Consider the following 23,169-nt stretch of genomic DNA (forward strand, 5'->3'; position numbering starts at 1 on the left):
GCCTTGCTTTGTGGTTCTTTTTTCAAACAAAACCTTCCCCGGGCCCCCCCCCGCCCCGGCCCCCGTTGTACCCTCCCACCCCGTGAAACATCGGCGCCGGCCGCTACGCGGGACGCTCCCGGGCCATGGACTGCAGGTCAGCCCTGGGCGGCCCGGGCCTCCTGGGCCTCCCACCACTCCTTGAGGGCCACCACGGCGGCGTCGTGGCCCATCGGGCCGTTCTCCAGCCGCAGCTCCAGCAGGAACGCGTAGGCCTTGCCCACCATCGGCCCCGGGTTGATCTCCAGTACCCGCTGGATCTCGTTCCCGTCCAGGTCCGGACGGATCGCGTCGAGCTGCTCCTGCTCCTGGAGCTGCGCGATCCGCTCCTCCAGGCCGTCGTAGGTCCGGGACAGCGCGTTGGCCTTGCGCTTGTTGCGCGTGGTGCAGTCCGACCGGGTCAGCTTGTGCAGCCGGTCCAGCAGCGGGCCCGCGTCACGCACGTAGCGCCGCACCGCCGAGTCCGTCCACTCCCCGTCCCCGTAGCCGTGGAAGCGCAGGTGCAGCTCCACGAGCCGGGACACGTCCTTGACCATGTCGTTGGAGTACTTCAGCGCGGTCATGCGCTTCTTGGTCATCTTCGCGCCCACCACCTCGTGGTGGTGGAAGGAGACGCGGCCGTCGCTCTCGAAGCGGCGGGTCCGGGGCTTGCCGATGTCGTGGAGCAGGGCCGCCAGCCGCAGGACGAGGTCCGGACCGTCCTCCTCCAGCGCGATCGCCTGCTCCAGCACGATCAGCGAGTGGTCGTAGACGTCCTTGTGCCGGTGGTGCTCGTCACGCTCCAGCCGCAGCGCGGGCAGCTCCGGGAGCACCCGGTCCGCGAGGCCGGTGTCCACGAGCAGGCCCAGGCCCTTGCGGGGGTGCGCGGACAGCAGCAGCTTGTTCAGCTCGCCCTGCACCCGTTCCGCCGAGACGATCTCGATCCGGTCGGACATCTCGCGCATGGCGGCCACCACCTCGTCGGCGACCTCGAAATCCAGCTGCGCGGCGAAACGTGCAGCGCGCAGCATGCGCAGCGGATCGTCGGAGAAGGACTCCTCCGGAGTGCCCGGGGTCCGCAGCACGCCGGCGGCCAGGTCCTCCAGGCCTCCGTGCGGGTCGACGAACCGCTGCTCCGGCAGGGCCAGGGCCATGGCATTGACGGTGAAGTCACGCCGGACCAGATCCTGCTCGATGGAGTCGCCATAGGAGACCTCGGGCTTGCGCGAGGTGCGGTCGTACGCCTCGGAGCGGTACGTGGTCACCTCGATCTGGAAGCCGTCCTTCTGCGCGCCGACGGTGCCGAAGGCGATGCCGACGTCCCATACCGAGTCGGCCCACGGCCGGACGATCTTCAGTACGTCCTGGGGACGGGCGTCGGTGGTGAAGTCGAGATCGTTGCCGAGACGCCCGAGCAGCGCGTCGCGGACGGACCCGCCGACCAGGGCGAGGCGGAAGCCCGCCTCCTGGAAACGGCGACCGAGCTCGTCGGCGACGGGGGCGACCCGCAGCAGTTCGCTGACCGCGCGGCGCTGCACCTGACTCAGGGCACTGGGGTTGTCTTCATTGGCGTTCGGCACAACAGAAAAGGGTACGTGGCCCGCCCGGCAGGGGCTCCCTCGTTTCCCGGCGCCCCCCGTACCGGTACCCCCTCGGGCCGTGGCGATCATGTGGAGCAAGGCGCGGCACTCGCGCACAGCGCACCTCGTTACCATTCGTGGACGCAGAAACGACGACCACTGACACTTCGAGGGACGGGCGAGCGCGTGGCCGAGGCGGCAGACATCCAAGGGGCAGCTCCCGCCCCTGCCCGGCGCCGGTGGCTGCGGCGGGCGGTCGTCCTGCTGACCGGGACGCCGGTGCTGGCTGCCCTGATCTATGCCCCGGCCCCGCCGGCGCAGGCCGCCGACGGCTCCGTCGACGTCCAGCTGACCGAGGTCTCCCCCAGCGCTCCCGTCAAGAGCGACACGCTCACCATCCAGGGCAGCGTGATCAACAACGGCCGCGAGACGATCAAGGGCGCGCACGTCGGACTGCGGGTCGGCCCCAGGCTCGGCGACCGCTCGTCGATCGGCGAGGTGGCCGACCGGAAGGGCTTCCGGCCCGGGGTGGACCCGGGCGAGATCGATTCCGCCTTCGCGGTGAAGATCGACTCCCTGCCCTCGAAGGTCGATCAGCAGTTCACGATCAAGGTCCCGGTCAACAAGCTCGACCTGGGCGCGGACGGCGTGTACCAGCTCGGCGTCTCCGTGTCCGGTACGACCGACAGCCGTCCGCACGAGCAGGTCCTGGGCATCCAGCGGACCTTCCTGCCCTGGCAGCCGGACCCCGCTGCGAAGCGCTCCTCCCTCACCTACGTGTGGCCGCTGATCTCCACCACGCACGTCACCGCCGAGACCGGCTCGGACGAGGTGCAGACCCCCGTCTTCCTCGACGACTCCCTCGCCGACGAGCTGCGGCCCGGCGGCCGCCTGGAGCGGATGGTCTCCCTCGGCAAGGACCTGCCGGTCACCTGGGTCATCGACCCCGACCTGCTCACCACCGTCGACGCCATGGCCAAGGGGTACCGGGTCCGCAGCCCCGACCCCGACGGCAAGCCCGTGCAGGGCAGGAACAAGGCGCTGGCCGAGCAGTGGCTGAGCGCCCTGGAGACCGCCGTACAGGGCAAGAAGGTCGTCGCCCTGCCCTTCGCCGACCCCGACATCGCCTCGCTCGCCCACCGCGGCAAGGACGTCTCCGGCACCCTGGGCCAGCTGCGGCCCGCCACCGACAAGGCGAAGCAGGCCGTCGAGACGGTGCTCCACGTCACACCATCCACCGACTTCTCCTGGCCCGTGGACGGTGCCATCGACCCGTCGATCGTCAACGTCGCCACCTCGGCCGGCGCGCACAACGTCCTGACCCGCAGCGACAGCCTCCAGGAGACGGGAACCCTCGGCTACACCCCGAGCGCCGCCCGCCCGATCGGCGCGGGCACCACCGCCGTCGTCGCCGACGCCGACCTGTCCACCGCCTTCGACGGCGACATGGCCCGCGCCGGAAACTCCACGCTGGCCGTCCAGCAGTTCCTCGCCCAGAGCCTCGCCCTCAACCTGCAGAGCGGCGAAGAGCCCCGCAGCTACGTGGTCGCGCCCCCGCGCAGGCCCACCGCCAGCCAGGTGGAATCGATGGCGACCGCCCTGCGCGGTCTCCAGGCGGCCCGCTGGACCCAGCCCTCCGACCTGGAGGCGGCCGCCGCGGCGAAGCCCGACCCCGGGGCCGCGACCCAGGTACCCGGCGCGGGCCAGTACCCCGAGGCACTGAGCAAGCAGGAACTGCCGGTGTCGGCGTTCGAGCAGATCCGTACGACGCAGAACACCCTCGACCACTTCAAGGTCATCCTCACCGCGCCGGACCGCGTCGAGATCCCCTTCGGAAACACCACCAACCGGGAGATGTCGACCTCGTGGCGCGGCCGCCCGGACGAGGGCCGCGTCTACCGGGACCAGGTCCAGGACTACCTGATCGGGCTCACGGACAAGGTCAAGGTCGTCCCCAAGTCGGACGCCACCCTGTCCGGGCACAGCGCGACCATCCCGGTCAGCGTCCAGAACAGCCTCGTCCAGGACGTCCACAACCTCGTACTGCGGGTGAAGTCCGCGAATCCCACCCGTCTGACGATCGGCGACGGCGGTGAGGACGAGCAGGAGGTCTCCGTCCAGGGGGGCCACAGCCAGACGGTAAAGTTCACCGCCAACGCCACGGCGAGCGGCCCGGTCGAGGTCACCGCGCGGCTCTTCACCAAGGACGGCGTGCCGTACGGCAAGGAACGCAGGTTCACCGTCGACGCCACCGAGGTCACCCCCACCGTCATGCTCGTCATCGCGGGCGGTGTGCTCCTCCTGGTCCTGGCGGGCATCAAGATGTACGCCAGCCGCAAGCGCGTCGCCGCGCGCGCGGTCGCCGAGGAGAGCACGCAGCCGAGTGACGTGTCCACGGACACCGGACCGCAAAGCACCGAGGGGTCCGGGACCAGTGAGACAGTGGACCGTTGAGCGATGCCGTGGCCGGTCGGCCTGGGGACGATGAGGTGGGGTTGCGATGAACGCGCCGTACGACGGTGACCGCGCGCAGGGCACTGGTGGGCCGACGCCCCCCCAGGGCACTGCTCCGGGCGCTCCGGTGCCCGGGCAGGTTCCCGCGCCCGCGCCCGCGCCGGACCACGACCCGTATGTCCAGGACGCCTACGACTACGACCCCTACCGGGGACAGGACCTGTCTGCCCAGGACCCCGTCGCCGAGGTCCTCTACGACCGGGCCTCGCACCCCCCGCCGCCGCCGGGCACCTACCAGGAGCCGGGTCCGCTCTACGCGGCCCCGCAGGCCCCCTCGCACGGCCCCGACCCGCGCGTGTGGGCCCAGACCCCGCCGCCCGAGCCCGACGGCCCCTCGCGCCACCTGCCGTACGGCGACCACGCGACGACGACGCAGTTCGTCGGGGTGGACTCGCTCGTGACCGAGGCCGCCGAGGAGCAGCCGGAAGCCGACGCCTTCACCCACCTCTACCGCGACCAGCAGGCCGCTCCGGGCGCCCCGGCCCAGGAGGCGCCCGTCGCGGCCCCCGCGCCGACCAAGCCCGCCGGGCGGGCCTCCAGCCTGCTCAAGTCGAGCGCCCTGATGGCGGCCGGCACGATCGTCTCGCGCATCACCGGCTTCGCCCGCACCCTGGTCATCGCGGGCGCCATCGGCGTCGCCACCCTCAACGACTCCTACCAGGTCGCCAACACCCTGCCGACGATGATCTACGTCCTCGTCGGCGGCGGCGCCCTCAACGCCGTGTTCATCCCGCAGCTCGTGCGCGCCATGAAGAACGACGAGGACGGCGGCGAGGCCTACGCCAACCGCCTGCTCACCCTCGTCATCACGCTGCTCGGCGCGGTCACCACCGTCTGCGTCCTCGCGGCCCCGCTCTTCATCCGCATGATGTCGCCGACGATCGCAGGCGATCCGAAGCGCCTTGACGTCGCCGTGGCCTTCGCCCACTACTGTCTGCCCACCATGTTCTTCATGGGCGTCCACGTGGTGCTCGGTCAGATCCTCAACGCCCGGGGCCGGTTCGGCGCGATGATGTGGACTCCGGTCCTCAACAACATCGTCGTCATCGCCACCTTCGGCGCCTTCATCTGGGCCTTCGGCGGGTTCACCGCATCCGGCGTCTCGGAGGCGACCATCACCGCCGAGGGCGTCCGCCTCCTCGGCATCGGCACCCTGCTCGGCCTCGCGGTCCAGTCCCTCGCGATGCTGCCCTACCTGCGTGACGCCGGGTTCAAGCCGCGCCTGCGCTTCGACTGGAAGGGCCACGGCCTCGGCAAGGCGGCCGGCCTGGCCAAGTGGACGTTCTTCTTCGTCCTCGCCAACCAGATCGGCCTCGTCGTCGTCACCCAACTCGCCACCGCGGCCGGCACGGCCGCGGAGAAGCTGGGCCACGGCGGTACCGGCATCACCGCCTACAACTACGCGTTGCTGCTGTGGCAGATGCCGCAGGCCATCATCACCGTCTCCGTCATGACGGCCGTCCTGCCGCGCATTTCCCGCTCCGCCCACGACGGCGATGCCGCCGCGGTCCGCGACGACATCTCCTACGGCCTGCGCACCTCGGCCGTCGCCATCGTGCCCTGCGCCTTCGCATTCCTCGCGCTCGGCGTCCCGATGGCCACCCTGCTCTACGCGAGCGCCGGCAAGGACGCCGTCAACATCGGTTACGTCCTGATGGCCTTCGGACTCGGCCTGATCCCCTACTCCGTCCAGTACGTGGTCCTGCGCGGGTTCTACGCCTACGAGGACACCCGGACCCCCTTCTACAACACCGTCATCGTCGCGGCCGTCAACGCCGGTGTCTCCGTCCTCGCCTACTTCGTCCTGCCCGCCCGCTGGGCGGTCGTGGGCATGGCCGCCGCGTACGGCCTCGGCTATGTGGTCGGCGTCGGCGTCGCCTGGCGGCGCCTCAAGACCCGCCTCGGCGGCGACCTCGACGGCGCCCACGTGATGCGGACCTACACCCGTCTGATCGGCGCCTGCGTGCCGGCCGCCGCGGTGGCGGGCGGCGTCGCCTACGGCGTCACGCACTGGCTGGGCAGCGGAGCCGGCGGTTCCCTCGTTTCCCTGATCGGCGGCGGCATCGCGCTCGGGGCGGTCTTCCTGATCGCCGCGAAGCGGATGAGGATCGAAGAGCTCAACTCGATGGTCGGAATGGTCCGCGGACGACTGGGCCGCTGATGCGAAGACCCGTTGACGGACCGGACCCCGATCGCGTGTCGTGCAGAGCGCCGGACTGTGGGCACAATTGGCATGGCTTCGCAGACTGGCCGACAGTGCGCAACGGATGGGGAGGCAGGGACGACGGTGGCGGAACGTAGCACGGCTGCCGTCGACGTGGCCGACAACAGCGGCGAAGAGCCGCTGACCGCACACGCGGTCAAGGCCACGGCCGACGGGGTGGACACCCAGAACGGACGAGCCGCGGACGGATCCATGCCCGAGAAGGACGGCGAACGCAGAAGTACGGCCCCCACGGCCGCACCCGAACTCCACAGCGGCCACAAGCTGGCGAGGCGCTACCGGCTGGAGGAGTGCGTCACCCGTCTGGACGGATTCAGCAGCTGGCGGGCGATGGACGAGAAGCTCCGCCGCGCGGTGGGCGTCCACCTGCTCCCCGCCGACCACCCCCGGGCCCGCACGGTACTCGCCGCCGCCCGCTCCTCCGCCCTGCTCGGCGACCCCCGGTTCGTCCAGGTCCTCGACGCCGTGGAGGAGAACGACCTCGTCTACGTCGTCCACGAGTGGCTGCCCGACGCGACCGAGCTCACCGCCCTCCTCGCGGCCGGCTCGCTGGAGCCCCACGACGCCTACCAGCTGGTCAGCCAGGTCTCCCAGGCCATGGCCGCCGCCCATCGCGAGGGCCTGGCCCATCTGCGCCTGACGCCCAGCGCGATACTGCGCACCTCCACCGGTCAGTACCGCATCCGCGGCCTCGCCGTGAACGCCGCCCTGCGCGGCATCACCAGCGAGACCCCGCAGCGGGCCGACACCGAGGCCATCGGCGCACTGCTGTACGCCGCCCTCACCCAGCGCTGGCCGTACGAGGACGACGCGTACGGCCTGCGCGGCCTGCCCAAGGGCGTCGGCCTGCTCGCCCCCGACCAGGTCCGCGCCGGTGTCCACCGGGGTCTCGGCGAGCTCGCCATGCGCGCCCTCGCCAACGATGGCGCCACCGCGTCCCGCCAGGAGCCCGCCTGCACCACGCCGGAGGAGCTCTCCAAGGCCGTCGCCGCGATGCCCCGCATCCGGCCGCCCGAGCCCGCCTTCACGGCCCCTCCGGAGTACCAGCACACCACCTACCAGCAGGGCAGCTACGGCCGCCCGGCCCCCGTCGGCATGCCCACGGCACCGATCTCCGTGCCCGTGCCCCCGCCGGCCCCGCTGCAGAGCCGCACCGGCCGCGCCCTCAAGTGGAGCGTCGCCGCCCTCCTGATCGCCGCCCTCGGCCTGGGCAGTTGGCAGCTCGCGGACGCGCTCCTGGGCCACGGGAAGCAGGGCAGCGGCGAGACCACGCACACCCAGCAGCAGAAGTCGGACGACAGCCCGGAGAAGAAGGACCCCGTCCCGATCTCGGTCAAGGGAGCTGCCGAGTACTACCCGGACGGCACCCCGCAGAACGAGGACGGAGTCTCCAAGACCCTCGACGGGGACTCCTCGACGTACTGGCGCACCAAGAGCTTCGTCGACGGCCCCGAGGTCAAGATCAAGCCCGGTGTCGGGATCATCTACGACCTCGGTTCCGAGCAGGAGGTCGGTGCCGCCTCGATAGGGCTGAGGTTCGCGGGGGAGCACACCACGCTGGCGCTGTACGCGACGGACTCCATGCACCCGAAGAAGTCGGTCGACGGCATGAAGAAGATCGCGGGCACCAAGACCAACGACACCACGGTCAACCTGGCCACCGAGCACCCGGTCAAGACGCGTTACGTGCTCCTGTGGATCACCGCCATGCCGTACGCGCCCTACGACAACTTCAGCAACGCCGGCTACAAGCAGGGCATCACGGACGTGAAGTTCAAGGGCTGACGCACGCCAGGGGAGGGGGCTCACCGTTGGACGAAGCCGCGACCGGCGACCGCAGCGACCAGGAACTCCTGGCGCTGCACGTCGACGGTGACCCCCACGCCTTCGGTGAGCTCGTACGCCGCCACCGCGACCGGCTGTGGGCCGTCGCGCTGCGCACCCTCGGCGACCGGGAGGAAGCCGCCGATGCCGTCCAGGACGCGCTCGTCTCCGCCTACCGGGCCGCCCACACCTTCCGCGGCGACTCGGCCGTGACCACCTGGCTGCACCGGATCACCGTCAACGCCTGCCTCGACCGCGCACGCAAGGCCGCCTCCCGCCGTACCTCACCGCTCGACGACACGGACCGGCTGGAGCGCCTCCTGGAGCCCCACGAGTCCGCCGAGGCCCCCGCGGAACGCCAAGACCTCCACCGCCAGCTCCTGGCCGCCCTCGGCACCCTCCCGGCCGATCAGCGGGCCGCGCTCGTCCTCGTCGACATGCAGGGATACCCCGTGGCCGAGGCCGCCCGGGTCCTCGGCGTCCCCTCCGGCACCGTGAAGAGCCGGTGCGCGCGGGGCCGGGCGAAACTCCTCCCGATGCTCACTCATCTGCGCACGAATGCCGGGGATAACACCGCCGCCGAGCGGGGAAGGAACCGGACGCCGGGGACACCCGTCCCACCTGCGGCAGACTCCAGGGATTCCGGGCCGAGGGATCCGGACCCAGACGTTGTGAAGGGCGGAGGTGGACGACCGTGACCCCGACGACCGGCACTGCCGGCACGATCCGGCACCCGGAGGTCTCCGAGATCTCCGACCTGGCCGAAGGACTGCTCTCCCCGTCCCGGACCGCCGAAGTGCGCCGCCACCTCGTTGACTGCTCCCTGTGCGCCGACGTCCGCGCCTCCCTCGACGAGATCCGCTCCCTCCTCGGCACCCTCCCGGGGCCGCCCCGGATGCCTTCCGCCGTCGCCGGACGCATCGACGCCGCGCTGGCGGCCGAGGCGCTCCTCGATGCCACGGCCTCCCGCGCCGAAACTCCCGCGTCCGCCCCCGAACCCCGAACCGACGTCGAAGCCGAGGCCGAGATCGAAGCCGAGGCCGACGTAGAAGCCGAAGCCGAGGCCGATACGGACGTCCGTGGCGGTGTTTCACGTGAAACACCGGTACCCGCGGCCGGCCGGACCGGGGCCCTGCGGCCCTCCGGTCACCCGTCCGGCCCCACCGGTCCCGGCCGGCGCCGCGCACGCCGCCGGATCGCCGTCCTCGCCGGCCTGACCGGGGCGGCCGCCTGCGTACTCGGCGTCTACCTGTTCGGCGGCCTCACCGGCACCGGCTCCCACGACAACGCCACCCACGCCCCGGCCAGCGCCGCCGCCCGGTCCGCGGACACCGGCGGATACACCGCTCAGGGGCTCCGTGGGAACGTCCAGCGGCTCCTCGCCACGGCGACCGGGGGGCAGACCAACAAGACCATGGGCCTGGACACCACCGCCCCGGAGCAGGCCCCCTCCGACCGGCAGGCATCACCGGAGTCCGTGTCGGTCCCGCCGTGCGTCCAGCGGTCCACCGGCCGTGCCGAGGCCCCGCTCGCCGCCGAGCGCGGCAGCTACGAGGGCAAGCCCGTCTACCTCCTCGTGCTTCCGCATCCGGATGACCCGTCCCTGGCGGACGCCTACCTCGTGCCCGCGGGCTGCGCCGACGATCCGGCGCAGGCCCCCGGAAAGCCTCTTCTGACCAGCACCTATCCCCGGAACTGACGGATCCGGGAGCCGAACCGGGCACGTTCGCGGCCGGAGGCGGATCTGAGGGGAATGCTCGCGCCGTAGGATCCGTTGGGTGGGGTGAGAGTCCGCACCGGCCCCCGGTAGGCACCCAGAAGTCCGCAGAGACGAGGAAAGAACCCGTGAGCGACGTACGAAACGTGATCATCATCGGCTCCGGGCCGGCCGGTTACACGGCCGCCCTGTACACCGCACGCGCTTCGCTCAACCCGCTGGTCTTCGAAGGCGCCGTCACCGCCGGTGGCGCGCTGATGAACACCACCGAGGTCGAGAACTTCCCCGGCTTCCAGGACGGGATCATGGGCCCGGACCTCATGGACAACATGCGCGGCCAGGCGGAGCGCTTCGGTGCCGAGCTCGTTCCGGACGACATCGTCTCCGTGGACCTCACCGGTGAGATCAAGACCGTCACCGACACCGCCGGCACGGTGCACCGCGCCAAGGCCGTCATCGTCACCACCGGTTCCCAGCACCGCAAGCTCGGTCTGCCCAACGAGGACACCCTCTCGGGCCGCGGTGTCTCCTGGTGCGCCACCTGTGACGGGTTCTTCTTCAAGGACCAGGACATCGCCGTGGTCGGCGGCGGCGACACCGCGATGGAGGAGGCGACCTTCCTCTCGCGCTTCGCGAAGTCGGTCACCATCGTCCACCGCCGCGACAGCCTGCGCGCCTCCAAGGCCATGCAGGACCGTGCCTTCGCCGACCCGAAGATCTCGTTCGCCTGGGACAGCGAGGTCGCCGAGATCCACGGCGAGCAGAAGCTCTCCGGCCTCACCCTGCGGAACACCAAGACCGGCGAGACCTCCGAGCTGCCCGTGACCGGCCTCTTCATCGCCGTCGGCCACGACCCGCGCACCGAGCTCTTCACCGGCCAGCTCGACCTGGACGACGAGGGTTACCTCAAGGTGGACGCACCCTCCACGCGGACCAACGTCACCGGTGTCTTCGGTGCCGGCGACGTCGTGGACCACACCTACCGTCAGGCGATCACGGCGGCCGGCACCGGCTGCTCCGCCGCTCTCGACGCCGAGCGGTTCCTCGCCGCCCTCGCGGACGCCGAGCACGCGACCGCGACCGTCTGACCCCCGCTCCATCCCCACACCCCACACCCCGTATCAAGAGGAGGCCGCTGTGGCTCTCAAGACCGTGACCGACGCCGACTTCGACGCTGAGGTCCTGGCCAGCGACAAGCCCGTCCTGGTGGACTTCTGGGCCGAGTGGTGCGGCCCGTGCCGCCAGATCGCGCCGTCCCTAGAGGCCATCGCGGCGGAGTACGGCGACCAGATCGAGATCGTCAAGCTCAACATCGACCAGAACCCGGCGACGGCCGCCCGCTACGGCGTGATGTCCATCCCGACCCTGAACGTCTACCAGGGCGGCGAGGTCGCCAAGACCATCGTCGGTGCCAAGCCGAAGGCCGCGATCCTGCGCGACCTCTCCGACTTCGTCGAGGTCAAGGCCGTCTGACCCGCACCGTGTTTCACGTGAAACGGGGCCACCCCTGAGGGGTGGCCCCGTTTCACGTATGAGGAGTCTTTCCGCGCCTCCGCCCGCGTTCACAACGGACGCAGCACCGGTTCCTTCCGCGCGCGAGCGCCGCCCAGCAGCCGGTCCAGGGCCAGTTCCACGTCTTCCTTCCACGACAACGTCGTGCGCAGCTCCAACCGCAACCGGGGATGGGCCGGATGGGGACGGACCGTCTTGAAGCCCACCGCCAGCAGGTGGTCGGCCGGCAGTAGGCACGCGGGCCTCTCCCAGCGCGCGTCGCCGAAGGCCTCGATGGCCTTGAACCCCCGCCTCAGCAGGTCCTTGGCGACCGTCTGCACCATCACCCGCCCCAGGCCCTGGCCCTGGTACCCGGGCATGATCCATGCCGTGATCAACTGGACCGCGTCCGAGGACACCGGACTGGTCGGGAACGAGGCGGCACGCGGCACATAGGCCGGCGGCGCGTAGAGCACGAAGCCCACCGGGACCTCGTCCACATAGACCACCCGGCCGCAGGACCCCCAGTCCAGCAGGACGGCGGAGATCCAGCCCTCCTTCTCCAGCTCCGGGGTGCCCGCCTTCACGGCGGCTTCCCCGCTGACGGGATCCAGCTCCCAGAACACGCAGCTCCGGCAACGCCGGGGAAGGTCCTGGAGGTTGTCGAGCGTGAGCGGTACCAACCGACGACCCATGACGGCATCGTAACCACTGCACCCTGCTTCTTCGAGTGTGGACATCGTCCGAAGGAGCAGGGTGCGGAAGTGGACGGGCTACTCCCCGGAAAGGCCCTGCTCCAGCACCCGGCCCTCGCCGGGTGCCAGGGTGCCCAGGATCCGCTCCAGATCCTCCATCGAAGCGAACTCGACGGTGATCTTGCCCTTCTTCTGCCCCAGGTCCACCTTCACCCGGGTCTCGAACCGGTCCGAGAGGCGGGTCGCCAGTTCACTGAGCGCCGGGGCGACCCGGGCTCCCGCGCGCGGGCCCTTCGGCTTCACCGTGCTCGTCGGCTCGGAGCCCATCAGCGTCACGATCTCCTCGACCGCACGCACCGACAGGCCCTCGGCGACGATCCGGTGTGCGAGACGGTCCTGCTGCTCGGAGTCCTCCACCGACAGCAGCGCCCGCGCGTGCCCCGCCGACAGGACGCCCGCGGCCACCCGGCGCTGGACCGGTGCGGAAAGTCTCAGCAGACGCAGGGTGTTCGAGACCTGAGGACGCGAGCGTCCGATCCGGTCCGCCAGCTGGTCGTGCGTGCACTTGAAGTCCTGGAGCAGCTGGTCGTACGCGGCCGCCTCCTCCAGGGGGTTCAGCTGTGCCCGGTGGAGGTTCTCCAGGAGGGCGTCCAGCAGCAGCTTGTCGTCGTCCGTGGCCCGGATGATCGCGGGGATCCGTTCCAGTCCCGCCTCGCGACAGGCACGCCAGCGCCGTTCACCCATGATCAGTTCGTACCGGCCCTGGGCCGTCTGCCGCACGACCACCGGCTGGAGCAGACCCACCTCCTGGATGGAGGTCACCAACTCCGCCAGAGCGTCCTCGTCGAAGACCTCACGCGGCTGACGCGGGTTCGGCTTGATCGTGTCCAGCGGAAGCTCCGCGAACGTCGCACCCGCCGTCGGGGCGGCCTCCGCCTTCACCTGCTCCGGCACCGCGGCCGCCGATGTTTCACGTGAAACATCGGCGGCGACCACTGAGGGTGCCGTCTCCTGCGCCAGCACGGCGAGCTTCGCCGCGGCGATGCCCCGCTCGGACGCCGGCGTCGGTACCGCCGACGGGGACATCGCCCCGGCCATGGGCGTCGCTTCCTGAGGAGCCGCCGGAATCAGCGCGCCGAGCCCCCGTCCCAGACCCCTACGTCGCTCACTCACTGGATCCCCTCCGCCATGCTCTGCGTGCTGTTCATGCCCGCGCCCGGATGGGCGTCCTGGGCGTCGTAATGGATTCCGGCTCCCCGTAGGGCCATCTCCCGCGCCGCCTCCAGGTAGGAGAGGGCACCGCTGGAGCTCGGGTCGTACGTGAGGACCGTCTGCCCGTAGCTCGGCGCTTCGGAGATGCGCACCGACCTCGGAATGCTGGTGCGCAGCACCTCCTTGCCGAAGTGGGTGCGCACCTCCTCGGCCACCTGGGAAGCGAGCCGCGTCCTGCCGTCGTACATGGTCAGCAGGATCGTCGAGACGTGCAGGTTCGGGTTGAGATGGGCCCGCACCAGGTCGACGTTGCGCAGCAGCTGCCCCAGTCCCTCCAGTGCGTAGTACTCGCACTGGATCGGGATCAGTACCTCCGCGCCCGCGACCATGGCGTTCACGGTCAGCAGGCCCAGGGAGGGCGGGCAGTCGATCAGGATGTAGTCGAGCGGCTGCTCGTAGGCCTGGATGGCCCGCTGGAGGCGGCTTTCGCGGGCCACCAGGGACACCAGCTCGATCTCCGCTCCCGCCAGGTCGATCGTGGCCGGGGCGCAGAACAGCCCTTCCACGTCCACCACGGGCTGGACGACCTCCAGGAGGGGCCGGCTGTCCACGAGCACGTCGTAGATGGAGGGCACTTCCGCGTGGTGGTCGATACCCAGGGCCGTCGAGGCGTTGCCCTGCGGGTCGAGGTCGATCACCAGGACCCTGGCACCGTGCAGGGCCAGCGAGGCCGCCAGGTTCACGGTCGTCGTGGTCTTGCCCACGCCGCCCTTCTGGTTGGCCACCACCATGATCCGGGTCTGTGCGGGCCGCGGCAGAGCGGCGCCGGTCCGACCGATCGGCTCGACCGCGAGCTGCGCGGCCCGCTCGACGGGAGTGTCCTCGTGGTCGTCGTTGTCGACGAGGGGCGGAGGCAGGTGGCCCACCCCAGCAGTAGCCGGGAATGTTTCACGTGAAACATCCTCGCCCGGCGATTCAGAGCGGGGACCGGGGACCGGATCGGCCATCGGCCCCGCAAGGTTGGCGTCGGACCGCACGGTGTCACTCTCCTCGGCAGTGGGCTCGCGATGAACAGAGCCTGCCATGGCACCGGGGTCGCGAACCAGCGGGGCCCTTACTCCTGTGGATGAATCCACCGTTGTGGAAAACTCCGTACCCCCCGCGCCCTTGCGGGGGCGGGGGGCCGCAGCAGCACGGCCGCGGCTGATGATTCCGTGCAGCAGAGAGCGATGTTTCACGTGAAACACGATGCCCGGACGGAGTCTTCAGGCCGCTACGACACTCCGAAATCCAGACCTATCAGGCTCAACAGCCCGAAAGGGACAAGATCAACGGCGTCGGCGTACCCGCCCCACACGGGCGGCCTTAGCCCGCTTGGCGGCGAACCTCACCCCACCGGGGCTTTCTCCGACCTCCACCCGGACCACCGTGGAGAGGGGGTCCACGACGCCCTCTCCCACCTGAAGCACCGAGGTCTTCACCACACCGAGCTTGCTCAGCGCGACCTTCGCCGACACCAGCTCCTCTTCGGCGGTGTCGCCCTTGAGCGCCAGCATCTCCCCGTACGGACGCAGCAGGGGAACGCCCCAGCCGGCCAGCCGGTCGAGCGGGGCCACGGCACGGGCCGTGACCACGTGCACCGGCTGAACCTTGCCGAGCACCTCTTCGGCCCGGCCGCGCACCACGGTGACGTGGTCCAGACCCAGCAGCTCCACGGCTTCCTGGAGGAAGTTCGTACGGCGCAGCAGGGGCTCCAGCAGGGTGATCTTCAGGTCCCGCCGGACCAGTGCGAGGGGGATGCCGGGCAGACCGGCCCCGGAGCCCACGTCGCACACGGTGACGCCCTGGGGCACCACCTCGGAGAGCACCGCGCAGTTCAGCAGGTGCCGCTCCCACAGGCGGGGAACCTCACGCGGCCCGATCAGACCGCGCTGGACCCCCGCATCCGCCAGCAGCTCCGCATACCGCACAGCTTCCGGGAAAAACTCACCGAACACCGCGCGCGCCTCTTCGGGCGCCGGGGGAAGCTCAGCTGCCTCCGTCACGGGGACCGTCCTTCCGTACAGAACCGCTCACGCCAATACCGTGCCGTTCACATGTCAGGCTTACAAACATCGGCCCCGCCTGCGACACAGACGGGGCCGACGCACAACGTTCCGGTCAGGCCGGGAGCACAACGACGAAGCGCTGCGGCTCCTCGCCCTCGGACTCGCTCTTGAGACCGGCGGCCGCCACGGCATCGTGGACGACCTTGCGCTCGAAGGGGGTCATCGGAGCCAGCTTCAGCGGCTCGCCCGAGGACTTCACGTCTTCGGCGGCCTTGGCACCCAGCGCCGCGAGCTCCTCGCGCTTCTTGGCCCGGAAGCCGGCGATGTCCAGCATCAGCCGGCTGCGGTCCCCGGTCTCGCGGTGCACGGCGAGGCGGGTCAGCTCCTGCAGAGCCTCCAGGACCTCACCGTCGCGGCCCACGAGCTTCTGCAGGTCGCGGCCGGCGGAGTCGCTCACGATCGACACCGCGGCACGGTCGGCCTCGACGTCCATGTCGATGTCGCCGTCCAGGTCCGCGATGTCCAGCAGACCCTCAAGGTAGTCGGCCGCGATCTCACCCTCCTGCTCCAGGCGGGTCAGGGTGTCGCCACTCTCAGCGGCGGCGGTGGTGGTGCCTTCCGTCACGGGAGGGACTCCTTCTTACTTCTTGGAGGGCTTGCTGGGGGGCGTCTGTCGCTTCGACTTCGTCTGCCGCTTGGGCTGCTGCCGCTTCGTGGCGACACCGCCACTCGCGGCGTCCGCATCGGCGGTGGCTTCGGAACTCTTCATCACGGAGCCGTCCGCCTGCGCGGCCATGCCCTGCTTCGTCAGCGAGGTGATGAACTTGCGCTCGTTGTCGTTGCGGTCCGGACCCTTGGCCACGATCGCCGCGACGATCTTCTTCTTGCTCCGGCCCTTGACGTCCCCGTGGGTGGAGACGTGCTTCAGGAGACGGGTCAGGTACTCGTCCTGCGCCTTGCTGCCCGGCGTCGGGTTCTGGTTGATCACGTACATCTGCTGACCCATGGTCCACACGTTCGTGGTCAGCCAGTAGACGAGGACACCGACGGGGAAGTTGATGCCCATCACCGCGAAGATCAGCGGGAAGATGTACATCAGCATCTTCTGCTGCTGCATGAACGGCGTCTTGACCGAGAGGTCGACGTTCTTCGCCATCAGCTGGCGCTGGGTGTAGAACTGCGACAGCGACATCAGGATGATCATGACCGCGGTCACGATGCGCACGTCGGTGATCGAGGCGCCCAGCGAGGCGACCTTCTCGGCGCTGTCCGTGAACTTGGCGGCCAGCGGGGCGCCGAAGATGTGCGCCTGGCGGGCGCTCTCCAGCAGCGACTGGTTGATCACGCCGATGGTCTGGCCGTTGGCGATGGCCGAGAGCACGTGGTACAGCGCGAAGAAGAACGGGGACTGCGCCAGGATGGGAAGGCACGAGGAGAGCGGGTTGGTACCCGTCTCCTTGTACAGCTTCATCATCTCTTCGGACTGACGCTGCTTGTCGTTCTTGTAGCGCTCCTGGATCGCCTTCATCTTCGGCTGGAGCGCCTGCATGCCCCGCGTCGCCTTGATCTGCTTCACGAAGAGCGGGATCAGGCAGATACGGATCAGTACCACCAGGGACACGATGGACAGGCCCCAGGCCCATCCACTGTCCGGGCCGAAGATCGCCCCGTACAGCGAGTGGAACTGGACGATGACCCATGACACGGGGGTGGTGATAAAGCTGAACAGACTGGCAATCGTGTCCACTAATCAGGCTCCTTGAGCATTGCGAGATCTACGCAACGCACTGCGCAGCTGCTCGTGCCAACGCGGGCGTTTCCGGGGTGGGACATGATCCACACCACCCGGGGACCACGGATTGCACCGCAGGATCCGCCAGGCGGTCAGAACCGTCCCCTTCACCGCACCATGCCGGTCGATGGCCGTGAACCCGTAGTGCGAGCACGACGGGTAATAGCGGCACACCGGCCCGAGCAGCGGACTGATCGTCCACTGGTACAGCTTGATCAAGGCGAGCAGCGGGTACTTCATCGAGCGACGCCTCCCAGTAGCCGCGCCAGGGCGGCATCCAGGTCACGAGCCAGCTCGTCGACGCCGGCATCACCCGCTCCGGGCAGGGCCCGCACCACCACCAGGCTACCTGCGGGCAACTGGGCCAGCCGGTCGCGGACGAGGTGACGCAGGCGACGCTTGACCCGGTTGCGGACGACCGCTATGCCGACGGCCTTGCTGACGACGAAACCCGCACGCGGCGAGGGAGCGATCTCCCCCGGCTCGTGCGGGTCCGTTGCACCGCTGGTACGTAGGTGGACGACGAGGAGCGGGCGTCCTGCCCGCCGGCCCCGTCGTACCGCGCTCGCGAAGTCTTCACGCCGCCTCAGCCGATTTTCGGGAGACAGCACAACGTCACGACCTGCGTGTTGTTACGCGGAGAGGGCGGCGCGGCCCTTGCTGCGACGGTTCGCGAGGATCGCGCGACCGGCACGGGTACGCATCCGAAGACGGAAGCCGTGGGTCTTGGCACGACGGCGGTTGTTCGGCTGGAAGGTGCGCTTGCTCACTCGGGGGCTCCAGAGAATGAATCGTGTGTGGCGTTACATCGCCTGGCTGTCACCGTGCGCCCACGAGGAACTCGCGTGTTCGCCCGAGTGGACACCGCTAAACGATCACAATCAGTGATCTTCGCCCATCGGTAGGCAGGCGGCAGCAGCCATCGACAACTCGACCTCGTTACGGTACGCGCGGCTACGCCATCCGGTCAAACCGAGCCCGCCCTGCCGCACACTGTGCACAGGCTGTGGACAACGACTTGAACCGTACCCACCGGCCTGACTACCGTTGCCTGATCCCGGATTTTTGTCCCGACCGTCCCAAAGAACCACACATTCGTGGGACCGGGACCTGTGAGAGAGCGTGCTCTGTGGCTGACGTACCCGCCGATCTTGCCGCAGTGTGGCCACGCGTGCTCGAGAAGCTGCTCGGGGAGGGTCAGCAGGGCATCGAGCCCAAGGACAAGCAGTGGGTGGAACGATGCCAGCCACTGGCCCTCGTCGCCGACACCGCCCTGCTCGCCGTCCCCAACGAATGGGGCAAGCGGGTTCTCGAAGGCCGTCTGGCCCCGCTCATCAGCGATGCCCTCAGCCGTGAGTGCGGCCGGCCCATCCGGATCGCGATCACGGTGGACGACTCCGCGGGCGAGCCCGCGCCCCCGGCGCCGTCGGCCCCGGGGCAGCGCGAGGGCTACGAGCCGTACGGCGGCCAGCGCCCCGGCGGCCCCACCGGCCCCGGCGGCGAGGACCAGCTCCCCACCGCCCGCCCGGCCTACCCGGAGTACCAGCAGCAGCGCCCCGAGCCCGGCGCCTGGCCGCGCGGCGGCCAGCAGGACGACTACGGCTGGCAGCAGCCGCGCCTGGGCGGCTTCCCCGAGCGCGACCCCTACGCCTCCCCGCAGCCCGGCTACCTCCAGCAGCAGGAGCCCGGCGGCTACGAGCAGAACTCCTACGAGCAGGGTTCCTACGAGCAGCAGCAGTACGAGCAGTCCCCGTACGAATCCCAGAAGTACGAACAGCAGCAGTACGAACAACAGAAGTACGAGCAGCAGCAGTACGAGCAGCCCGCCCCGCGCCCGGCCCCCGGCCGGCCCGCGCCCCCGCCGGCCCCGTCCGGCGGTTCCACCTCGGGCCCGCTGGAGCCGACCGCCCGGCTGAACCCCAAGTACCTCTTCGACACCTTCGTCATCGGCGCCTCCAACCGCTTCGCGCACGCGGCCGCGGTGGCCGTCGCCGAGGCGCCGGCGAAGGCGTACAACCCCCTCTTCATCTACGGGGAGTCGGGCCTCGGCAAGACGCACCTGCTGCACGCCATCGGGCACTACGCGCGCAGCCTCTACCCCGGTACGCGGGTGCGGTACGTGAGCTCGGAGGAGTTCACCAACGAGTTCATCAACTCCATCCGCGACGGCAAGGGCGACGCCTTCCGCAAGCGCTACCGCGAGATGGACATCCTGCTGGTCGACGACATCCAGTTCCTCGCGAGCAAGGAGTCGACGCAGGAGGAGTTCTTCCACACCTTCAACACGCTCCACAACGCCAACAAGCAGATCGTGCTGTCCTCCGACCGGCCGCCCAAGCAGCTCGTCACCCTGGAGGACCGGCTCCGCAACCGCTTCGAGTGGGGCCTGATCACCGACGTCCAGCCGCCCGAGCTGGAGACCCGTATCGCGATCCTGCGCAAGAAGGCCGTCCAGGAGCAGCTCAACGCCCCGCCGGAGGTACTGGAGTTCATCGCGTCCCGCATCTCGCGCAACATCCGCGAGCTGGAGGGGGCGCTGATCCGGGTCACCGCCTTCGCGAGCCTCAACCGGCAGCCGGTCGACCTGGGCCTGGCGGAGGACGTCCTCAAGAACCTGATCCCGGGCGGCGAGGACAGCGCACCCGAGATCACCGCCTCCGACATCATGGCGGCCACCGCGGACTACTTCGGGCTCACCGTGGACGACCTGTGCGGCTCCTCGCGCAGCCGCGTCCTGGTCACCGCCCGGCAGATCGCCATGTACCTGTGCCGGGAGCTCACGGACCTGTCGCTGCCCAAGATCGGGGCCCAGTTCGGCGGCCGCGACCACACCACCGTCATGCACGCCGACCGCAAGATCCGCGCTCTCATGGCCGAACGGCGCTCCATCTACAACCAGGTCACGGAGCTCACCAACCGCATCAAGAACGGCTGACGCCGGCCCCCGGCAGCGGCGTCAGGGGACTCCGCGACCCCGGGCAAACCCCCAGACAGGGCGCTCCCGGATTGAACCGGGGGCGCCCTTCTTCGTCCGTGCGCCCCCACCTTGTTCGAATGCGCCCCCCAGGGAGCAAGTCATCCACAGATTCCCCAACTTTCTTCCGTCCACAGCCTGAGGACAGTTTCCGTCGCCCACAATCCGTCCACAGGAGCCCTGGTTGAGGGCCCATCAGGCCAGGTCAGGCGCCTGTGGAATTGTGCGCAAGGATCATCCACAGGCTGTGGACAGAAATTTCGTCCACAGGGTCATCCACTCCTTTGTCCACCGGAGACCCACAGGTTCCCGCGTCCTGTGCACAGGACGCGAGGGGTTCTCCACACCGTTGTCCACTGTTCGGCAACGAGGCACCCCCGGTCACCGTCCCGAGTGAAAGCCGTCACACGGATGTCGACGTTTGGTGTGTGGACCGCTGGGGAAAAGCTGGGGACACAGCTGTGGAGTAGTGCGGGTCACCTGGGGACGGCCTGTGCAGAAGTTTTCGTTCTCCACAGAGACACCGTGTTGTCCACCGGTGCCACCCACAGGGTGTGGGGATAAAAAACAGGGGTTGACCTGGGAAAACGGGCTTATCCACCGTTTCCACAGGCCCTACTACTACCCCCATGGAGAGTTAGGCCGGTTTCGGTTTTCAAGCAGGTCCTGTGCACAACTCGTCGATCGGCCGTCCCGACACCTCGCTCCCGACTTGACCGCCAGCCGCGACGACTGTCGGCGCCGTACGTCAGACTGGTCCCCGGCAACGGTCGAGGCATCGACGAGCCGACGACGAAGGCCGGCAGACGAGCGAGCAACAGCAGGAGGCGGTTTCCGGTGAAGATCCGGGTGGAACGCGACGTACTCGCGGAGGCGGTGGCCTGGGCTGCACGCAGCCTCCCGGCCCGGCCGCCGGTGCCCGTGCTCGCGGGCCTGCTGCTGAAGGCCGAAGAGGGCACCCTGTCGCTCTCCGGCTTCGACTACGAGGTCTCGGCCCGCGTCTCCGTCGAGGCGGACGTCGAGGAGGACGGCACCGTCCTCGTCTCCGGCCGGCTCCTCGCAGACATCTGCCGCGCCCTCCCCAACCGCCCGGTGGAGATTTCCACAGACGGTGTACGGGCGACCGTGGTCTGCGGCTCCTCCCGGTTCACACTCCACACCCTGCCTGTGGAGGAATACCCGGCGCTGCCCCAGATGCCGACCGCGACCGGCACCGTGCCCGGTGAGGTCTTCGCCTCCGCCGCCGCCCAGGTCGCCATCGCCGCCGGCCGCGACGACACGCTGCCCGTGCTGACCGGTGTCCGCATCGAGATCGAGGGCGACCGCGTCACCCTGGCCTCCACCGACCGCTACCGCTTCGCGGTCCGCGAGTTCCTGTGGAAGCCGGAGAACCCGGACGCCTCGGCCGTGGCCCTGGTGCCCGCCAAGACCCTCCTGGACACCGCCAAGTCCCTCACCAGCGGCGACACCGTCACCCTGGCGCTCTCCGGCTCCGGCCAGGGCGAGGGCCTCATCGGCTTCGAGGGCGCCGGCCGCCGCACCACCACCCGCCTGCTCGAAGGCGACCTGCCGAAGTACCGCACCCTCTTCCCGACGGAGTTCAACTCCATCGCCGTGATCGAGACCGCGCCCTTCGTCGAGGCCGTCAAGCGCGTCGCCCTGGTGGCCGAGCGCAACACGCCGGTCCGGCTCAGCTTCGAGCAGGGCGTCCTCATCCTGGAGGCGGGCTCCAGCGACGATGCACAGGCTGTGGAACGCGTCGACGCGAAGCTGGAGGGCGACGACATCTCCATCGCCTTCAACCCGACCTTCCTGCTCGACGGCCTCAGCGCGATCGACTCGCCCGCGGCCCAGCTCAGCTTCACCACGTCCACCAAGCCCGCGCTGCTCAGCGGCCGTCCGGCGGTCGACGCGGAGGCCGACGAGGCCTACAAGTACCTGATCATGCCGGTGCGCCTGTCCGGCTGACACCCCCCGCACAGCGCCGTCGGGCCCGGTCTCGCAGCCTGCGGGACCGGGCCCGACGCCGTTCGGAGCGGGCCCCGCACCACGGCCCGGCGTAGGCTCGGATCCGGTGGGCCACCCCCGAACCCGGGGAGCCCCGGTACAGCCAAAGACGGCCACAACGCGTAAGGAAGCACCTGATGGAGCTCGGTCTCGTCGGTCTCGGCAAGATGGGCGGCAACATGCGCGAGCGCATCCGCCGCGCAGGCCACACCGTCATCGGATACGACCGCAACCCGGACCTCGCGGATGTCCACAGCCTGCGGGAACTCGTGGACAGCCTGCAGTCCCCCCGCGTGGTGTGGGTGATGGTCCCCGCCGGTGCGGCCACGCAGTCCACCGTCGACGAGCTCGCGGAGCTGCTCGCGCCCGGCGACATCGTCGTCGACGGCGGCAACTCCCGCTGGACCGACGACGAGAAGCACGCCGAGGAGCTGAAGGCCAAGGGCATCGGCTTCGTCGACTGCGGTGTCTCCGGCGGCGTCTGGGGCCTGGAGAACGGCTACGCGCTCATGTACGGCGGCGACGAGAAGCACGTCGCCGCGGTCCAGCCGGTCTTCGACGCCCTCAAGCCCGAGGGTGACTTCGGCGCCGTACACGCCGGCAAGGTCGGCGCGGGCCACTTCGCGAAGATGGTCCACAACGGCATCGAGTACGCCATGATGCAGGCCTACGCCGAGGGCTGGGAGCTCCTGGAGAAGGTGGACTCGGTCACCGACGTCCGCGAGGTGTTCCGCTCCTGGCAGGAGGGGACGGTCATCCGTTCCTGGCTGCTGGACCTCGCCGTGAACGCGCTGGACGAGGACGAGCACCTGGAGCAGCTGCGCGGCTTCGCGCAGGACTCCGGCGAGGGCCGCTGGACCGTCGAGGCCGCGATCGACAACGCGGTGCCGCTGCCGGCGATCACCGCCTCGCTGTTCGCCCGCTTCGCCTCGCGCCAGGACGACTCCCCGCAGATGAAGATGATCGCGGCGCTGCGCAACCAGTTCGGCGGCCACGCGGTCGAGAAGAAGTAGTCCCACGGGGCGACACCGCCCCACGGACGACAGCACCACAGCACCACAGAGCAAGCAGCA

The 23,169-nt window shown here is 69.8% G+C and carries 19 protein-coding genes and 1 pseudogene; 10 read left to right on the forward strand and 10 right to left on the reverse strand.

The features are described from left to right. Window positions 1-137: 137 nt before the first annotated feature. The gene (locus ABZW32_RS17240; RefSeq protein ID WP_356216579.1) at window positions 138-1,598 is read right to left on the reverse strand and encodes a CCA tRNA nucleotidyltransferase; all 1,461 of its coding nucleotides are present in this window, start codon (window positions 1,596-1,598) and stop codon (window positions 138-140) included. A gap of 186 nt (window positions 1,599-1,784) precedes the next feature. On the opposite strand from ABZW32_RS17240, the gene ABZW32_RS17245 reads away from it, so the two are divergent. The 7 genes from ABZW32_RS17245 to trxA all read left to right on the forward strand — a co-directional run bounded on the left by ABZW32_RS17245 (window position 1,785) and on the right by trxA (window position 11,350). Beyond that, window positions 1,785-4,052, forward strand: a complete 2,268-nt coding sequence (locus ABZW32_RS17245; protein ID WP_356216582.1) for a DUF6049 family protein — start codon at window positions 1,785-1,787, stop codon at window positions 4,050-4,052. Window positions 4,053-4,098: 46 nt separating this feature from the next. Continuing rightward, on the forward strand, window positions 4,099-6,273 hold the full coding sequence (gene murJ / locus ABZW32_RS17250) for a murein biosynthesis integral membrane protein MurJ (protein ID WP_356216584.1): 2,175 nt from the start codon (window positions 4,099-4,101) through the stop codon (window positions 6,271-6,273). A gap of 126 nt (window positions 6,274-6,399) precedes the next feature. Then, entirely contained in the window at window positions 6,400-8,121 is a 1,722-nt protein-coding gene (locus ABZW32_RS17255) for a protein kinase family protein (RefSeq protein ID WP_356216587.1), read from the forward strand. 26 nt (window positions 8,122-8,147) lie between these two features. Then, a complete protein-coding gene (gene sigM / locus ABZW32_RS17260; protein WP_356216590.1) occupies window positions 8,148-8,858 on the forward strand; it encodes an RNA polymerase sigma factor SigM in 711 nt (236 codons plus the stop codon). After that, window positions 8,855-9,859, forward strand: coding sequence for a zf-HC2 domain-containing protein (locus ABZW32_RS17265; RefSeq protein WP_356216592.1), 1,005 nt, complete (start codon window positions 8,855-8,857; stop codon window positions 9,857-9,859). Before sigM ends, ABZW32_RS17265 begins: the two co-directional genes overlap by 4 nt. 146 nt (window positions 9,860-10,005) lie before the next feature. Beyond that, window positions 10,006-10,965 carry a thioredoxin-disulfide reductase gene (trxB, locus tag ABZW32_RS17270; RefSeq protein WP_356216595.1) on the forward strand — a complete coding sequence of 320 codons (960 nt, stop codon included), beginning with the start codon at window positions 10,006-10,008 and terminating at the stop codon, window positions 10,963-10,965. A 49-nt stretch (window positions 10,966-11,014) separates the two neighbouring features. Then, window positions 11,015-11,350: a thioredoxin gene (gene trxA / locus ABZW32_RS17275; protein WP_030225203.1), complete on the forward strand. Its 336-nt coding sequence runs from the start codon at window positions 11,015-11,017 to the stop codon at window positions 11,348-11,350. Between the two features lie 89 nt (window positions 11,351-11,439). On the opposite strand, the gene ABZW32_RS17280 is transcribed toward trxA, so the two are convergent. From ABZW32_RS17280 to rpmH, 9 genes and pseudogenes are all read right to left on the reverse strand, one after another. Continuing rightward, window positions 11,440-12,063: a GNAT family N-acetyltransferase gene (locus tag ABZW32_RS17280; protein WP_266840317.1), complete on the reverse strand. Its 624-nt coding sequence runs from the start codon at window positions 12,061-12,063 to the stop codon at window positions 11,440-11,442. A 78-nt stretch (window positions 12,064-12,141) separates the two neighbouring features. Further along, window positions 12,142-13,236: a ParB/RepB/Spo0J family partition protein gene (locus ABZW32_RS17285; RefSeq protein WP_356216599.1), complete on the reverse strand. Its 1,095-nt coding sequence runs from the start codon at window positions 13,234-13,236 to the stop codon at window positions 12,142-12,144. After that, window positions 13,233-14,360 carry a ParA family protein gene (locus tag ABZW32_RS17290; RefSeq protein ID WP_356216601.1) on the reverse strand — a complete coding sequence of 376 codons (1,128 nt, stop codon included), beginning with the start codon at window positions 14,358-14,360 and terminating at the stop codon, window positions 13,233-13,235. Before ABZW32_RS17290 ends, ABZW32_RS17285 begins: the two co-directional genes overlap by 4 nt. A 243-nt stretch (window positions 14,361-14,603) precedes the next feature. Further along, on the reverse strand, window positions 14,604-15,320 hold the full coding sequence (gene rsmG, locus ABZW32_RS17295) for a 16S rRNA (guanine(527)-N(7))-methyltransferase RsmG (protein ID WP_356216604.1): 717 nt from the start codon (window positions 15,318-15,320) through the stop codon (window positions 14,604-14,606). Between the two features lie 115 nt (window positions 15,321-15,435). Then, entirely contained in the window at window positions 15,436-15,948 is a 513-nt protein-coding gene (locus ABZW32_RS17300; protein ID WP_030225194.1) for a R3H domain-containing nucleic acid-binding protein, read from the reverse strand. A gap of 15 nt (window positions 15,949-15,963) precedes the next feature. After that, entirely contained in the window at window positions 15,964-17,070 is a 1,107-nt protein-coding gene (yidC, locus tag ABZW32_RS17305; RefSeq protein ID WP_356216607.1) for a membrane protein insertase YidC, read from the reverse strand. A gap of 30 nt (window positions 17,071-17,100) precedes the next feature. Beyond that, window positions 17,101-17,355 (reverse strand): annotated as a pseudogene (gene yidD, locus ABZW32_RS17310) (membrane protein insertion efficiency factor YidD); the annotation flags it as partial. Further along, the gene (rnpA, locus tag ABZW32_RS17315; RefSeq protein ID WP_356216610.1) at window positions 17,352-17,726 is read right to left on the reverse strand and encodes a ribonuclease P protein component; all 375 of its coding nucleotides are present in this window, start codon (window positions 17,724-17,726) and stop codon (window positions 17,352-17,354) included. The gene rnpA and the pseudogene yidD, both read right to left, overlap by 4 nt. Before the next feature lie 21 nt (window positions 17,727-17,747). Next, window positions 17,748-17,885: a 50S ribosomal protein L34 gene (gene rpmH / locus ABZW32_RS17320; RefSeq protein WP_018547628.1), complete on the reverse strand. Its 138-nt coding sequence runs from the start codon at window positions 17,883-17,885 to the stop codon at window positions 17,748-17,750. Between the two features lie 359 nt (window positions 17,886-18,244). On the opposite strand from rpmH, the gene dnaA reads away from it, so the two are divergent. The 3 genes from dnaA (at window position 18,245) to gnd (ending at window position 23,109) form a co-directional block, all read left to right on the forward strand. Then, window positions 18,245-20,050, forward strand: a complete 1,806-nt coding sequence (gene dnaA / locus ABZW32_RS17325; RefSeq protein ID WP_356216613.1) for a chromosomal replication initiator protein DnaA — start codon at window positions 18,245-18,247, stop codon at window positions 20,048-20,050. An 876-nt stretch (window positions 20,051-20,926) separates the two neighbouring features. Continuing rightward, complete coding sequence (dnaN, locus tag ABZW32_RS17330) at window positions 20,927-22,057, forward strand: DNA polymerase III subunit beta (protein ID WP_030225190.1); 1,131 nt, start codon at window positions 20,927-20,929, stop codon at window positions 22,055-22,057. Between the two features lie 176 nt (window positions 22,058-22,233). Then, window positions 22,234-23,109, forward strand: a complete 876-nt coding sequence (gnd, locus tag ABZW32_RS17335; RefSeq protein WP_356216616.1) for a phosphogluconate dehydrogenase (NAD(+)-dependent, decarboxylating) — start codon at window positions 22,234-22,236, stop codon at window positions 23,107-23,109. The last annotated feature ends 60 nt before the right edge of the window (window positions 23,110-23,169 follow it).

It is taken from the genome of Streptomyces sp. NPDC004667 (assembly GCF_040609475.1).
Classification (GTDB): Bacteria; Actinomycetota; Actinomycetes; order Streptomycetales; family Streptomycetaceae; genus Streptomyces.